We start from the raw sequence: 14,398 nt of genomic DNA, 5'->3' as shown, positions 1-14,398 counted from the left end.
CTCCCAGGGAGGCACCTACGAACCGATGGCGCATCTGTTCGACGAGCTGCGCAGCGACCGCCCCGAGTACATCGAAGGGCATGTCTGGATGTTCCCGAGGGAGAAGACCGATGTGAAGGGCCTCATAAAGAGGATCGGGCCGGTGCACGATCTGGTGCTGATAGAGAACATCCCGCCGTCGGAAAACAACCAGACGTGGTGCGTATAGAACCTCGATGAGATCGACGGCCTCGGCGAAGTGGTGAGGTACAGGCTGGCATTCTCGGACAGGCTGCCGGACGGAGACAGGTTCGGCAGCATACTGCCGTTACTGAACGTCTGGCTGAAATGATGCGGCGCCGTCGACAGGTTTCGGGTGCCGGACGCTCTCCCGAGGCGATATCCCACACATCCGATACGGCAGGGCCTGAACGCGGGCCGTGCGGACAGGCCGAAGCAGGGGCGTTGATGATGTCTGCGAGAGTGGAACCGTTAAATGAATGCTTCATAATATGCGGACGTGGAGATTACAGAGAGGCGCCGCGATTATCTGCTTTTCGGAGGCATATATGCCGTTTGGCAGTAGTTCTCTTTTTGATTGTTGAGTTCTCCGACATCCCTTCGAGCGTGCGCGACGGGTACTGGCCGTATGCCGATGCCATGGTGAGCGGGCATGTGTTCCCGTACACCGAGGACGTGTGGGCGTACGACAAATGGAGCACATGGGAGTATCCCCCGCTGGCGTACCTTTTCATCCTGATCCCGCGCCTGTTCAGCTGGTCTGTCTCCTCCTATCAGGCCGCCTTCCTGGCCGAGACCTTCGGATTCTTCCTGCTGGGTCTCTGGTGCAGCGAGCGCATGGCGGTCCATTACAAGGTCTCCAGGTTCGGGACGATGATGTTCTATTCCGTCCTGATGCTCCTGATGTTCGAGTTCCTCGCCGACCGTTTCGACATCATCCCGGCCGTCCTCACCATGCTCGCCGTCGTCTTCGTCCTGGAGAAGAAGAACGGCGCCGCCTTCCTGGTCCTCGCCGTCGCCACCCTGGTGAAGCTGTATCCTGCCGTTCTGTTCCCGGTGCTCCTCATCTACCTGCTGTCGAAAGGCGACCGCAGGGAGGCCCTGCGCGGCGCCGTCATCTACTGCGGGGCCGGCCTCCTGTGCCTGGGAGCGTTCTTCGCCATGGGCTCGGACCCGCTCTCCTTCATGACCTACCACACCGACCGCCCGCTGGAGATCGAGGCCCCGATAGCCTCCCTCCCCGAGTTCCTGGACATGCTGGGCCTCACCGACGCTTGGGTAGGGTTCGAGTACGGGTCCGACAACCTCTACGGGGACATGGCCGATCTCCTCGGGGACATCATGCTGCCGCTCATGGCCGTGGTCCTGCTGATGCTCTACGCCCACTATTTCTACTGGTCGGCGATGGGCAGGAGGAAGGTCCCGGCGAAGGTGCCGATGGACAGCGCCCTGGTGGCCCTCCTGGCGCTCATGACCTTCGTGCTCGTCTCCACCGTGTTCTCGGGGCAGTACGTCATCTGGCTCATACCCCTGATGATCCTTTACACGATGCAGGCGCACGCCGAGGACGACCGCGACGGGCGCAGCATCAACATCATCACGTGGTTCATCGCGGTGGAGGTCCTCACCCAGCTGAACTTCCTGGTGAACTTCGGAATGAGAGGGGAGGGAGAGGACCTGAGCAATATCGGGACCATAGTGCTCCTGGTAAGGAACGTGGCGGCCGTCGGGATCTATCTGGCACTGACCTGGGAGTTGGTGAAGAGGGACAGGTTCCCCGAGCGCCTGTGACCGCTCTGCGATACCATCGTTTAATTACTCGTTCGCGATGGCTCCCGAGATGAAAGCCGATGCGAGGGCATACCTCTTGATGGCTGCGGCGGGGCTGGTGATGACCGTCCTGTGCTGTCTGCAGGATGATGAGTTCACAGCGACGCTGACGCTCATATCGGCGATCTTCGCCCTCCTTCTGTGGTATGAGTCCGGGAGGAACTCTCCGGTGGACCCGGAGGTGCCCCTCATCGCGACCGTCTGCATGGTCGTCGGGTCCTTCCTGATGGCGTTCGTGCTCGAGGGCGACATGGACGACAGGGTATACGCCCATATGGAAGGGATCGTGGTCTGGGTCATCGCCTATCCCCTGGCCTACGAGGCCGCGGTCTGCATTGCGGTGCTCTTCGGATCGGTGCTGAACCGCTATGAGGTCGGCGGGTTCATGGTGTTCAACTGCGTCGCCATGGTCTCGGTCTCCCTGGTGTCGGTGTCCATCTTCAACAAGAACGACCTGGACGAGAACTTCTTCTTCGTCGATGAGATGGCGTACCTGATGGTGAGCCTGGCCCTGTCCATTGTCGCTGCCTTCGTCTTCATCAGGTACCAGAAAGGCAGGGACTACCTCCTGTGCAGGGAGCGCTTCGAGGTGCGGGAATGAGCCTCGACCATCTTCCCGAGAAGAAGGACCGGGAGCTGACCTACGCTGTCTGGCTCATAGTCTTCGTTATCATCGCCTTCACCTTCTGGAAGGTCGTGGACGGCACCGCCCGCGGCCTCAGCATCGGCGACGATCCCCATCCCCCTGAGTACCTAGAGGCGTCGTGCATCGCCTGCTTCCTGGTGATCTCGGTCATCCCGGTCCTCAGGCTGACCGGCATAGTCAAGATGCCTGGTGGTTCAGCTTCCTGCTGATCATCGACGTCATGATCTACATCGAGTCCCTCTGCTACGGGCTCTACAAGGACCCGGGAGTCCCCTGGTGGGGCTTCTTCGGCCATGTGCTGTCCTCGATGAGCGTAGGAGGCATCGTGTTCCTGGCACTGTGCATAATCCAGAAGTACCAGCCCAAACGGCTCACCCTGGGGTCTGATGCGGCCATCCACTGCTACACCCTGATGATCTCGCTGGCCTGGGGAGGCATCTGGGAGATCATGGAGGGCTACATCGACATGGTCACCGGGACCAACTACATGACCTACGGCGTCTTCGACACCCTGGACGACCTCCGCGCCGACCTGGTGGGCAGCGTCATCATGGTGGTCATAGCCGGCCTCATGCTGAGGAAGCGCACCCCCATCGACATCGCCGACAGCACCGTCTTCCGCAGGCCGTCCAAGAAGAAGAGCGGCAGGGACTGACCGTCCCCGGGGGCCGCGCAGGCCTTCATAACCTGTGGCGATGATTTTATATTGCCTGCTTATTGGACTGCCAGAGGAATATAAATGGCCCGTTTCAAAGAGGCGGAGCGCAGGCTCCTTGACAAGTCCGTCTGCATGAACTGCTATGCGACGAACCCCCTCAAGGCGTCCAAGTGCCGCAAATGCGGATACAGCAACCTTAGGCCCAAGGCCAGGGAAAGCAGGAAGCAGTAAGCAGGTCTTTCACTGCGGCGGGATCCCCCGCCGCATCTCTTCCTGAAAATCGTTTCACCACCGAGAGGTTGGTTCATTCACAGGCATCGTCCGTCCCGGCCCGCTTCGGCGGTCCCCAAGGAATCCGCCGGGCTTCTCGGACGGAATTATATAACCGCGCTTGATACTGAAGCCCGGGGATTCTCATGAAGACGCTCATTGTCGAGGACAGGGATTTCATGACCGCTGCCCTCACGGGGGAGCTCGACAGCCTCGGGAGGCAGTACACCGTCGTCGCCTCCGTCCAGGAGGCCCTCGCCGCGGTGCGCGCCGAGAAGGAGCGCATGCTGGTGGTCCTCGACAACGGGGTGTCCGGAGGGGGCACCGAGTTCATCAATGGATTGGAGACGATCTACGGCACCTATCCCGGGCGCAAGGACCGCAGGATGAGGTCGTCCCAGGGCCCTGTCGTCATCTTCCTCAGGCTCCCCGGCGAATCCGTCCCCGGCAGCAATTACGTGAAGAAGGTCCTGGACAAGCCCTTCGGCTCCGAGGACTTCGCCAAGGCGCTGGAGGAGGCGGAGTTCGGCGGGTCGTCCAACGTCTCCGCGTCGAAGAAGGAGCGCATGCAGGACCCGGTCTCGGACCTGACCCGCAGGGGCATCGTCCCCGGGGAGGCATACGTAGTCTTCGAGAAGCAGCCGTCGGTCGTTTACGATGTCATGAGGACCTTCTCCGCCGCCGGGTATGACATGTTCATCATCACCGCAGGCCGCGCGAAGGCCGTCCGCGATTCGTTCGGGCTGGACAGCGCTTCGCCGGTCTTCACCCTGCGCGGGGAGCGCTACCCGCTGGGCACGCTCATCGCCTCGGCCCGGGAGTTCCTCAAGACCGGCTACATGCCGGTGATCGCCATCGACGATCTCGACGGCATCATCGAGAGATGCGGGATCGACTCGACCATGGTGGCCGTGAAGGAGCTCATAGGCCTGAGGAAGATCAAGAAATACACGCTGCTGGCGTCCGCGGACTCGGACCTGCTCTCCCCCAACGAGAGAGCGCTCCTGACATCCATGATGGCGCCGTACAAGGAGGATTGAGCAATGACAAAGATCGAGAAGGTATGGGCAAGGGAGGTCCTCGATTCCAGGGGCAACCCCACTGTAGAAGCTGTGGTCACCGTCGGAGGCCATGAGATCTCCGCCATTGCGCCGTCCGGCGCGTCCACCGGGATGTACGAGGCCCTCGAGCTCCGCGACGGCGGGAACAGGTACAAGGGCAAAGGGGTCCTGAAAGCGGTCGAGAATGTCCGCGGTCCCATCGCCCAGGCCATCGTCGGCATGGACCCGGAGGACCAGAAGGGGATCGATGCGGCGATCATCGCCGCCGACGGTACCGACAACAAGAGCAGGTTCGGCGGGAACGCCACCACTGCGGTGTCCTTCGCCGTCGCGAGGGCGGGCGCTTCGCCGCCGGAGAGGAGCTCTACGAGCACATCGGGAAGGACCACAGGACCCTGCCGGTGCCCATGTTCAACATCATAAACGGCGGAAAGCACGCCGGAGGGGACCTGAAGATCCAGGAATGCATGATCATCCCGGCCGGCGCGGAGAACTTCTCCGAGTGCCTCAGGATGGCCGCCGAGACCTACGCGTCCCTGAAGAGCATCCTGAAGAAGAGGTACGGCGCCGGGGCCATCAACGTCGGCGACGAGGGAGGGTTCGCGCCCCCGGTCAACACCGTTTCCGAGGCCCTCGGGACCATCGTCGATGCCATATCCGATGCCGGGTACGTTCCCGGGAAGGACATCTACCTCGGGATCGACGCCGCCTCGTCCGAGTTCTACGACAGCGGCAAGTACAGCGTCGACGGCCTCAGCCTCACCGCCGGAGAGCTTGCCGACCACTACCGGGAGATCATCTCGGAATACCCGCTGATCAGCATCGAGGACCCGTTCGAGGAGAATGATTTCGCGACCACGGCGGAGCTCACCAAGGCCGTCGGGAACAAGGTTCAGATCGTCGGGGACGACCTGTTCGTCACCAACACCCGCAGGCTCAGCAGGGGGATCTCCGAGGGGGCCGCGAACGCGCTCCTGCTCAAGGTCAACCAGATCGGCACCGTCACCGAGGCGCAGAACGCCCGCGAGATGTCCGCCGACCACGGGTACAACGTCATCGTCTCCCACAGGTCGGGAGAGTCCGAGGACACCACCATCGCCGACCTCTGCGTCGGATGGGGCACCGGGCAGATCAAGACGGGCGCGCCCTGCCGCGGCGAGAGGACCGCCAAGTACAACCGCCTCCTCAGGATCGAGGACAGGCTCGGCGACAAAGCGGTCTTCGCCGGCAGGAAGGCCCTCCGGCTCTGAACCGCCGCCGGCGGACGCGGGTTCCCGCCGGCCCTCCGGGGCCGGAAGGGCCCTTATTTTTATTATTTATATTTTTCTATCCATTCACAAGGCGTATTTGAAGGGTTTCTACGACTATGTGTTGCCTAAAAAACTGTCGATACGAATGCTTATATGGTTAGTACCGAATAGGTCGGAAGTACACTCGGAGCATCGGGATGGGACTTGGATACTCCGTGGGATTCGAGTTTAGGAGGAACTGCGTCTGCCTGAATGTCCGATGCCTGATCCGTTCGTGCCGCTAGATTCCGTCAGGAACAGCTTGATCTGCGATGCTGGCCCTGGCTGTTTCCATAAGATCTACTGCAAATGCGGACGCATCGTGGATTTCGACGAGAACGAGTACGAGACCAAGGTTCGCCTCCGCAAGCCGATCGAATGCTCCTTCTGCCGGAACCAGAGGATCTCGGTCGAGCTCGACATGCTCGACGAGCACTTCTCGATCATCGAAGAGGAGCCTGCCTTCTGAGTATTCGGAAATGAATTCCCCGGAACTGACGGCAGAATAATTTTTGCTACGTTTTTGTTAAAAGTAATACCGTTCGGGCGGCCCATCGGGACGGGCAGCGCCCGCCCCTCATTCAGGTCTGACAAGCCCGGAGTAGATCTTCTCCACGCGGGCCAGTATCTCCCTGCACCCTATGGCCCCGGAGCTCGAGGCGACGGCTGCCACGCAGGACCCGCCGCATCCGACGCCTTCCTTGATGTACCCCCACTCGTAGGCCTGCAGCCCCTCGTAGGGAGACTCCGAGTAATCCATGTTGATGCAGACGATCGGCAGTTTCGGGGAGACGGCCTCGGCGATCCTCTCCATGCTGGAATTGGGGTCGGCGAGGAGCCACCTGGTGGTCCCCTGGACGATGTTGCCGATGATGGACGGGTCGAGCTTCAGGGCGGCGGCCATCACCGGTGCCATCTGCGTCCCCCCGCCGAACATCACGGGCACGTTGGGGGCCGCTCCCAGGGCGATGCCGAGGTTCACCGGCATCATGGGGTCCCCGAAGAGCTCGATCGCCTTCAGGGGGTCGTCCTTCAGGTCTCCTATGGATATCCCGGCTGCTTTGAACCCTTCCATCACGGTGTCCCACTTGAACTTCTTAGGGTTCTTCGGGGAGCTGCTGCTCACAAGGTTCTCCCTGATGACTCCCATGGCGAGGAGGACGGCGAGGGCGGTGGTCGTCCCGCCGGCGCAGCTCTCGCTCACCACGACGTAATCGTATGTGTCCGCGAGGTGCTTCCCGAGGATCTTCCCGTACTCGAACGCCTCATGACGTTGTCATGCTCCATGGCATGCCCGCCGGTGATCTTCTCCCCGGTGACTCCCCCGACCTCTATGCAGGGGATCCTGGGGGTTACCTTCGAACCGCCGTTGATGATCGCGAACGGCATCCCGGAGAGCTCCAGGGCGGCTTTGGTGAGCGTGGCGGGAGTGGGGATGTTCCCGGGGTTCATCGGGATGTCCTTCATGCAGAGGACCTTCCCCGCCATGAGGAGCTCGGCATCGGCCGGGCCGGTGAACAGGGTGAGCTCGGGGGTGTCCCCTGCCTCGGAGATCCCCGGGATGGTGGAGGTCAGGGTGGAGGCGATGGTGCAGGTGAATATCCCCCTCTTCCCCCAGATCCTCTTCATTATCTTCTTGGCATTGCCAACGTTCCCGCGGGCAGTCAGCGACGGCGGCAGTTCGAAATCCGTTTCACATCCCTCCCATCAGCTTGGGGACCAGGGCGGGGAGCTCTACGTGCTCGCCCTGCCCGAAGCATTCGAAGCTGGTCCTGAAGGGGACGTCCATCAGGATGTGCTTGCCGGTGACGCAGGACGTGCCGTGGTCGACGAAGAACACCATCCTGCTGCAGTCCGAGAAGTATTCGGACATCATCGAGTCGATGTGCTCCAGGATGCGCTTCTTCTTCATGGGGTCCTTCTCGTGGCTGTACTCATCGACCTCGTCCATGTGGAGGAAGACGTTCCCCTCCCTGAGCGCTTTCAGGGCAGCCGGGAACCTGTCGTCGATGTCCTCGATCAGCTGGGTCTTGTGCCCGATCATGGCGGCGATTCCCAGGGCGGTCGGGCTGTCCGAGATAGCGGTCATCTTCCTGACGCAGGGGAAGGCGGGGTAGATGTGCCCGACCTTCCCGATGCCCCAGGGATAGAGCGTGAGGCCCTCGTTCTTCGAGGCCACCTGCATGACCAGCTCGCCCATAGGGCCGGCTATCGGCACGAAGGGGCCGTCCACGGGGGCCTGGGGCCCGGGCTCGGGAACATAGTCCCCGTAGTCCAGGGTGATGACGGCGCGGCCGTGCACGAAGAACTTCATCTCCGGGGCGCAGTCGTCCAGGAGGTACATGTTGTCCTTCACGCTCTGCATGAGGTCGTCGGCGCGGTCGTCCACTCCGTAGGCCCATTTCACGGTCCCGTCCCCGATGAACGCGGGGCTCATGCGGAAGGCGGTCCTTCCGTGGCCCATGTCCAGCCCGAGCCCGCAGGCCTCGATCGCCGCGCGGGAGGTCGAGGAATCAGGGGCGTGCCCGGTCCAGAACTCGTTCAGGAACAGCTGGGTATATCCCCTGCCGGTAGTCCATGCCAGGTTCGGGGCGGCCTTCCTAATGAAGGGCATTTCCGCGGCCTCGTAGGGTTTCTTCCCCCCGAGCTCCGGGCACGGGTCATCCTCCATGCCGTCGAGAAGAACGAAGAGCGTATTGTCCGTCGAAATCACCAGTAGCGCGCGCTCGGCGCGGTATGGATGGAACAATAATCCACAGATAGATAAACCATGTTATGCATGGATAATTAATCCAGTCTTCTCTCCCCGGCGCGTGCCAGCGCGCAGACCGCCTGGCCCGTCGAGATCCCTCCGTCGCCGTTCGGGACGCGGGAATGGACGATCAGCCTCATGCCGCGCTCCTCCGCGAGCTCTTCCGCCATCTTCACGATCGGGACATCGTAGGACACCCCCCCGGTGATGCCTATGCGGTCCTCCCCCTCGGCCTCTGCGTTCATGGAAGCGGCGGAGACCATCTCTGCCAGCACTCCGTGCACGGCGGAATAGGCCTCGTCGGCCGGGTCCGCCTTTCCGAGCCTGAGGAACAGCGGCGCTGTCTGGATCTCTCCCCTCACGGTCTCCGTCCCGAACCCGTCGATCAGATGCCCGCGGGCCAGAAGATGTTCCAGCTTCATGGCCGGCTCCCCGTCGTAGGTACGGGCCCTGCACACTTCGAGCGAATATGCCAGAGCGTCCAGGAACCTCCCGAAGGACGAGCTCCTCACGCTCCTCCCGGCCAACTTAGAGAGGACTGACAGCTCGGCATCCGAGAATCCCGTATCGGTCTCAGCGCCGTTGGCGAGGTCGGCGGCGAGCCTGAGCCTGCGGATGTCCTCTACCGCCTTCTGCCCTCCGATCAGGGGGAGGTACTGCAGATGTGCCAGGCGTTCGTAGGAGCCAGGGTGCACGACATGACCTCGCCTCCCCCAGGCCGCCCCGTCGTCGCCGTGCCCGGTGCCGTCGAGCGCGAGGACGGTGAGATGGTCCCAGATCCCGGAATCGGCCATCAGGGACACCGCATGCGCATGGTGATGCTGCACATCGGTGACCTCTGCGCCCCATTCCTCGGCCAGGCGGGCCGCGAAAGCGCGGTTGGCATATGCCGGGTGCATGTCTTCCGCGATGACGGACGGTTCGCAGCCGGTGAACTCCAGCTGCCGGCGGACGGCCTCCTCGAGATAGTCCTCCACCCCGAACTTCTCGCCGTTCCCGATGTACTGGGTCGGATAGATGCGCCCTTTCCAGGCGACCGCACCAGCGAGGTTCTCCTGCGCCCCCACGGCGGCCGCACCGCCTTCCAGGGGGATCTCGTAGAAGGACGGTATCGCTCCCCTGGACTTCCGGATGTAGAACACGCTGTCCCCGCACATGCGGAGGACGGTATCGTCGGCGCGGTTGACGATGGCCTGGTTATGCAGGAGGTAGCAGTCCGCTCCCAGGCGGAAAGCGTCTTCCGGATCGGTGGCCATAGGCTCCCCCGGCGGGTTGGCGGAGGTCATGACCAGGGCGTCGGCCCCGAGGGAATCGAAGAGGAGGTGCTGCATGCCGGTATAGGGCAGGAACACCCCGGTGGTATCGATGCCGGGCGAGATGAGTCCGGAGAACTCGGTCTCTTTCTTCTTCACGAGCACGATCGGGCGGTGCGGGGACAGGAGCTGCTCCCTTTCCGCGTCGGTCGGGCTGCAATACCTCTCCGCAGTCTCTATGTCGCGCACCATGATCGCGAACGGCTTCTGGGGGCGGCGGTACCACGAGCGGAGCTTCTCCAACTGTGCCAGCGTGCAGCAGATGTGCATCCCGCCCCAGCTCTCGGCGACACCTATCGCTCCGCCGTCGAGGCGTGCGGCGAAGTCCCTTATCGGATCGTCCGAGGCGATCTCCGAGCCGTCCGCGCCTGCGAGCCTGTATTGCGGGCCGCAGCGGGGGCAGCATATCGTCTGGTGGTGGAAGCGGCGGTCGGAAGGATCGGAGTACTCTTTGGCGCATTCCGGGCACATGGGGAATGCGGACATCGACGTGTGGGCGCGGTCGTAAGGCATCGCGGTCAGAGTCGTGAACCTGGGCCCGCAGTCGGTGCAGAACGTGAAGGCGTAGCCTTTCCTCCTGCCGGACCTCATATCCTCCAGGCATTTGGGGCAGATTGCGGTGTCCGTGGGGATGGAAGCGCCGTTCCTGCCGTCCTCCCCCGAGGCGGCGATCGAGAACGAACCGGCTTCCACGGCGAACCTCTCGGTCTCCACAGAATCGATCCTGGCGAGCGGGGGGAGGGAGGCCTTCAGCTCGGAGATGAATTTCTCCGTAAGATCGTCCCGGTCTATATCTACAGTCACGCGGGAGCCGTCGTTGCGGACGCTTCCGTGCAGGCCGAGGGAGACCGCCGTCCTGTAAACGGCCGGGCGGAAGCCCACTCCCTGGACGGTGCCTCTGAAGACGATCCTCATCGCGGTGTGATTGGGGTGCGCGTATTTAGGTTGCCGCCGCTGTCAGATGGATGCTATCGGTAGAGCGTAAACATTCTCGGCCACAGGATAGCCGGTGTCCGTCATGCAGATGATGCATGAATGGCCTATCTTGAAACCGGACTTCTTCATCTTCCGGAATGCCTTCACGTCCTCGGCGCCGTATGAGATGCCGGCCTTGCATTCAACGAGGGAGAATGTTCCGTTGCGGAGGATCATGAGGTCTATCTCGTTCATCTCCGAGTCGCGATAGTAGTACAGACCCGGAAAGTCGCGGTTATTCTTGCAGCTTTTCATTATTTCATTGACGATGTAGGTCTCAACAAAATGCCCGCTGAGGTATCCGGCCCTCAGGGATTCCGGATCGCAAACCCTTGCCAGGAAGCATGCCAGGCCTGTATCGCAGAAATACATCTTGGGGCGGCGGACGATGCGTTTCAGTTTGGACCTATCACAGTACGGTTCAAGCAGGGTTATGATCCCTCCGGTAGCGAGCACTCCTACCCATGATTCTGCGGTCTTGACGCTGATCCCGAGGGAATTGGATATTCTGTTGTAGACCAGTTCCTGGCCGCTGAGCGATGCCATCAGTTCGAGGAACTGATGGAATTTGATCTTGTCCTTCACGCTGATTATCTGGCTTGCGTCGCTTTCGATATATGCGGAAACATAGTCGGAATAGAAATCCCTGGGATCTTCTGTCCTATCGTTCCATAGCTCCGGATACGAGCCGCGGAAGATCCGTTCATAGATATCCCCGACAGACAGTTTCGATTCGGACGCTCTCCGGAGATCGCTCTCGAAGTCCACCCTGAATGGCACTTCCTCCCTGCCGAGCGTCTCGCTCAGGCTCAGAGGCGACATCTGGATCACCGACACTCTCCCGGCCATGGATTGTGTCACGCCCTTCATAAGGCCGTAAACCTGGCTCCCTATGATCAGATACATTCCGGCATTGGAACCAGTCTCTGCCTTTCTTCCGTCTGCTTCGGCCTCCAAGGCATCAAAGAGCCCGGGCGCATACTGAACTTCATCAATCACCAGCGGCGCTGGGTGGGACTTCAGGAACATCACAGGGTCGCTGAGCGCCTGTTCACGGTTGCCCATATCTGCGAGGGAGACGTATCCGAATCCGTGCTCGTCCCCTATGGCCTTGCAGAGCGTTGTCTTGCCTACCTGCCTCGGGCCTGTGACAAGGGTGACAGGCTTGCGGAGGATGCTTTCTTCGATGGCCTTCCGAACGGTTCTCTGAATCATGTTTTTTTACAAACTGGGTCTTCTTAGTTTGAAAAATTTGGAGTTGAACTCCAAATTTTACGAAATCGGATGTGCCAGATCAGAAATGTTCGATCGGAGGCGGCATTCCGGCCGCCCCCTGTTCACTGTTTCTCTATGGCCTTGAGCGATCCGCAGCCTTCGGCGGCCTCGGCGCAGCAGCAGTCCGACTTCCCGATCCTGGGGAGGCCGAGCTCGAGGAGCCTGAGGACCTTGTCGAGGCATTCGGCCATGGTCTTGTTCACCATGTCGATGGTGACGGCCTCGTCCTTCCAGGCATCGTAGTCGGTTATGGTCGCCAGGCTGCAGTAGCACATGCCAAGCTCGCGGCAGAGGGTGACCTCTGGGATCATTGTCATGCCGACCAGGTCGCCGAAGCTCCTGAACATCCTGCTCTCGGCCCTGCTGGAGAACCTGGGGCCCTCGATGCACACATAGGTGCCTCCGAGATGGTACCTGATCCCCATCTCCTCCGCTGCGCCCGCGAAGATCTTGTTCAGGTAGGGGCAGCAGGGGTCCGGCATCGAGATGTGCACCGTCTGGTCGTAGAAGTAGGTCAGCTTCCTGCCGCGGGTGAAGTCGATGACCTGGTCGCAGATGACGAGGTCTCCGGGGCGGAACTCCTCTTTGAGGGAGCCGACGGCGCACGCAGAGATCACATACTCCACGCCGAGCTTCCAGAGAGCGTACATGTTGGCCCTGTAGGGGACGGAGGAAGGCGGATGCTGGTGCTGCTTGCCGTGGCGGTAGAGGAACGCGACCTCCACGCCGTTGATCTTCCCGATCATGATGGGGTCTGAGGGCTTCCCGTAAGGGGTGTCCGGGAACTCTTCCCGTATGAGCTCGAAGCTGTCCGGGTTGTAGATCCCGGAACCGCCGATGATTGCGATCTTTGGCATATGCCCCTGCGAACGCACGGATGGCTAATAACCGTTGGGTCGGGGAAAGTGATTAATCCTTTACCGTGCGTCGAGTGCATGATACCATGGCGGAGCCGGAAAGGAAGAAGAAGCCCGAGTCCGGGGAGGAGGCGCTCACCGAGAGGGAGCTCTATGCCGCGCTCATGGTCGTCGACGAGGATTTCCGCGATGAGGGGCGCGAGGATTACATGGACGACCTCATCAGGAAGATCCGCCGGGAACTAGGGACCGACGGGAAGGACTGACGATTTCTGGGAGTTTATGACGGGCAGAACGATATACGCGCCTGCCCATTCCTGTTCATGAAGGATTTCCACTGGTCTGTTCCTGCCAACATCGTCTTCGGTAGGGGGAAGGCAGATACTGTCGGCAGCGAGGTCTCCAAGATCGGCGCCAAGGCTCTGGTGGTGACCGGCCGGAGCAGTGCGAAGACCGGCCTCCTGGACCGCGTCCTCGGGCAGCTCGATGATGAGCATATCGGCTACTGCGTGTTCGACAGCGTCTCGGCCAATCCACTGACCACTGCAGTTGCCGACGGGGCCGCCCTTGCCCGCTCCGAGGGGTGCGGTACGGTCGTCGCCCTCGGCGGCGGGAGTCCCATCGACTGCGCCAAAGGGATCGCCCTCATGGCCTGCAGCCCCGGCCGCGTGGAGGATTTCCTGGAGAAAGGGTTCTCCGAGCAGGAGTACTCAGCACTCCCCATAATCGCGGTGCCGACCACCTGCGGGACCGGGAGCGAGAGCAACGGAACGGCCATTCTGACAGACCCTGCAACGAAGGACAAGCGCGGGATCAGGGACGACTGCCTCATACCCAGATGCGCGATCGTGGACCCTTCGCTGATGGAGACGATGCCCCGTTCGGTCCTCGCTCCGGTGACCTTCGATGCCCTCTGCCACAGCATGGAATCATATGTCAGCCCCGGCGCCTCCCCGGTCACCGAGGCCATCTCGCTGGAATGCCTCCGCCTGCTGACGGACAATATCGTCGCCGCGAACGACGACATCCATGACACGGAGGCCCTGGACGCCGTGACCGCCGCAGCCTCGGCGGTCGGCATGGCGTTCTACGTCTCGAGCCTGGCCGCCCCGCACGGCCTGGAGCACCCGCTGAGCGGTCTGAGGAACATCGTCCACGGCAGGGGGCTCGCGGCCCTCACGCCGACGGTCATCAGGCATTCGGTCGAAGGCGCGCCCGAGAAGTACGCCGTCATCTCCCGCTTCCTGGGCGGGAAAGGCTCCGAGGACTGCGCCGCGCAGGTCGAGATGCTCCTGGACCGCATCGGGCTGAGCGTCTACCTGTCAGACGAGGGCTTCACGGAGGAGGACATCCCCTGGCTGGCCTCCAATGCCTTCAGGGTCTCGAAGGCCAGGCTTCTGGGGAACCCCAAGCCCATCACGACAGAGGAAGAGGTCTCGCTGATCTACCGCGAATCGATGTAAAATTAAGAA

16 protein-coding genes and 1 pseudogene are annotated in these 14,398 nt (G+C 61.6%); 11 read left to right on the top strand and 6 right to left on the bottom strand.

The features are described from left to right. From AUQ37_RS04685 to AUQ37_RS10245, 9 genes and pseudogenes are all read left to right on the top strand, one after another. On the top strand, positions 1-208 hold a 208-nt coding region (locus AUQ37_RS04685; RefSeq protein ID WP_235584930.1), incomplete at its 5' end, for a hypothetical protein. A gap of 365 nt (positions 209-573) precedes the next feature. Beyond that, the gene (locus tag AUQ37_RS04680; protein ID WP_058747617.1) at positions 574-1,791 is read left to right on the top strand and encodes a glycosyltransferase family 87 protein; all 1,218 of its coding nucleotides are present in this window, start codon (positions 574-576) and stop codon (positions 1,789-1,791) included. A 49-nt stretch (positions 1,792-1,840) separates the two neighbouring features. Beyond that, entirely contained in the window at positions 1,841-2,431 is a 591-nt protein-coding gene (locus AUQ37_RS04675; RefSeq protein ID WP_157844284.1) for a hypothetical protein, read from the top strand. Then, on the top strand, positions 2,428-2,685 hold the full coding sequence (locus AUQ37_RS04670; RefSeq protein ID WP_058747615.1) for a hypothetical protein: 258 nt from the start codon (positions 2,428-2,430) through the stop codon (positions 2,683-2,685). The genes AUQ37_RS04675 and AUQ37_RS04670 overlap by 4 nt, the downstream gene beginning before the upstream one ends. Positions 2,686-2,696: 11 nt before the next feature. Next, positions 2,697-3,131, top strand: a complete 435-nt coding sequence (locus tag AUQ37_RS04665; protein ID WP_058747614.1) for a hypothetical protein — start codon at positions 2,697-2,699, stop codon at positions 3,129-3,131. 84 nt (positions 3,132-3,215) lie between these two features. Next, complete coding sequence (locus AUQ37_RS04660; protein WP_058747613.1) at positions 3,216-3,365, top strand: 50S ribosomal protein L40e; 150 nt, start codon at positions 3,216-3,218, stop codon at positions 3,363-3,365. Positions 3,366-3,550: 185 nt separating this feature from the next. Further along, entirely contained in the window at positions 3,551-4,444 is an 894-nt protein-coding gene (locus AUQ37_RS04655; RefSeq protein WP_058747612.1) for a response regulator, read from the top strand. A gap of 3 nt (positions 4,445-4,447) precedes the next feature. After that, positions 4,448-5,715 (top strand): annotated as a pseudogene (eno, locus tag AUQ37_RS04650) (phosphopyruvate hydratase). A gap of 259 nt (positions 5,716-5,974) precedes the next feature. Continuing rightward, the gene (locus AUQ37_RS10245; RefSeq protein ID WP_058747611.1) at positions 5,975-6,223 is read left to right on the top strand and encodes a hypothetical protein; all 249 of its coding nucleotides are present in this window, start codon (positions 5,975-5,977) and stop codon (positions 6,221-6,223) included. 108 nt (positions 6,224-6,331) lie between these two features. Here the strand turns inward: AUQ37_RS10245 and AUQ37_RS04640 are convergent, their stop codons facing one another. The 6 genes from AUQ37_RS04640 to mtnP all read right to left on the bottom strand — a co-directional run bounded on the left by AUQ37_RS04640 (position 6,332) and on the right by mtnP (position 12,926). Further along, on the bottom strand, positions 6,332-6,961 hold the full coding sequence (locus AUQ37_RS04640; RefSeq protein WP_157844282.1) for a hypothetical protein: 630 nt from the start codon (positions 6,959-6,961) through the stop codon (positions 6,332-6,334). Further along, the gene (locus AUQ37_RS04635; RefSeq protein ID WP_058747609.1) at positions 6,955-7,383 is read right to left on the bottom strand and encodes a hypothetical protein; all 429 of its coding nucleotides are present in this window, start codon (positions 7,381-7,383) and stop codon (positions 6,955-6,957) included. Before AUQ37_RS04635 ends, AUQ37_RS04640 begins: the two co-directional genes overlap by 7 nt. Before the next feature lie 64 nt (positions 7,384-7,447). Next, positions 7,448-8,467: a phosphoglycerate mutase gene (locus tag AUQ37_RS04630; RefSeq protein WP_235584927.1), complete on the bottom strand. Its 1,020-nt coding sequence runs from the start codon at positions 8,465-8,467 to the stop codon at positions 7,448-7,450. A gap of 74 nt (positions 8,468-8,541) precedes the next feature. Then, positions 8,542-10,734: a carbamoyltransferase HypF gene (gene hypF, locus AUQ37_RS04625; RefSeq protein WP_058747608.1), complete on the bottom strand. Its 2,193-nt coding sequence runs from the start codon at positions 10,732-10,734 to the stop codon at positions 8,542-8,544. A 42-nt stretch (positions 10,735-10,776) separates the two neighbouring features. Further along, the gene (locus AUQ37_RS04620) at positions 10,777-12,009 is read right to left on the bottom strand and encodes an ATP-binding protein (protein WP_058747607.1); all 1,233 of its coding nucleotides are present in this window, start codon (positions 12,007-12,009) and stop codon (positions 10,777-10,779) included. 122 nt (positions 12,010-12,131) lie between these two features. Beyond that, positions 12,132-12,926: an S-methyl-5'-thioadenosine phosphorylase gene (gene mtnP / locus AUQ37_RS04615; RefSeq protein WP_058747606.1), complete on the bottom strand. Its 795-nt coding sequence runs from the start codon at positions 12,924-12,926 to the stop codon at positions 12,132-12,134. An 86-nt stretch (positions 12,927-13,012) separates the two neighbouring features. Between mtnP and AUQ37_RS04610 the strand changes: the two genes are divergently transcribed. Next, positions 13,013-13,192 (top strand): hypothetical protein, encoded by a 180-nt coding sequence (locus AUQ37_RS04610; RefSeq protein ID WP_058747605.1) that lies wholly within the window; start codon positions 13,013-13,015, stop codon positions 13,190-13,192. 57 nt (positions 13,193-13,249) lie between these two features. Next, entirely contained in the window at positions 13,250-14,389 is a 1,140-nt protein-coding gene (locus AUQ37_RS04605; RefSeq protein ID WP_058747604.1) for an iron-containing alcohol dehydrogenase, read from the top strand. Positions 14,390-14,398 lie beyond the last annotated feature (9 nt).

The organism is Candidatus Methanomethylophilus sp. 1R26 (assembly GCF_001481295.1).
In the GTDB taxonomy this organism is placed as follows: Archaea; Thermoplasmatota; Thermoplasmata; order Methanomassiliicoccales; family Methanomethylophilaceae; genus Methanomethylophilus.
This window is presented reverse-complemented; position numbering and strand designations above follow the sequence as displayed.